This window comes from Pseudomonas sp. HP_08, from assembly GCF_055284095.1.
In genome coordinates this window covers 1-350 of sequence record NZ_JBTOQC010000042.1, presented here as the reverse complement: position 1 = coordinate 350, position 350 = coordinate 1, and the positions used below count along the sequence as shown (strand labels likewise).

The following is a 350-nucleotide window of genomic DNA, read 5'->3' as shown; positions in this document are numbered from 1 at the left end:
GCCGCGCCGATGGGCCGTCCCTGGCCCAGCGGCGCTGGCTCGGCATCCATGCCTCGCTCCCCGACTCCGTGTCGCCTCCACTCGGCCTTGCGCCCAAGTCGCGTTCTGCGGCGCCTGTCACATTTGCGTAGAAGATCAAAATCAAAAGCAAAAGCTTTTGATCTGATTTTTCATGCGCGACAGTGCAGACGACGCCAATCGCGACTTGTGCAGGCCGAGTGGAGGCGTTGCGCAGGGGGAAAAGGGCCATGGAGGGCCCGTTAGCCGCTTAGGCCATGGATGGCCTTAAGTGGCGACCCCCGGAGCAATGCCGGAGGGAGGGCACCCCGAAGGGGCCGGAACCAGGAGCA

The 350-nt window shown here is 64.0% G+C and carries 1 protein-coding gene; it reads right to left on the bottom strand.

Going from position 1 to position 350, the window contains the following annotated elements:
• The coding region (locus ACYAS9_RS24250) for a hypothetical protein (RefSeq protein ID WP_463570968.1) at positions 1-250 on the bottom strand (250 nt) is incomplete at its 3' end.
• Positions 251-350: the final 100 nt, after the last annotated feature.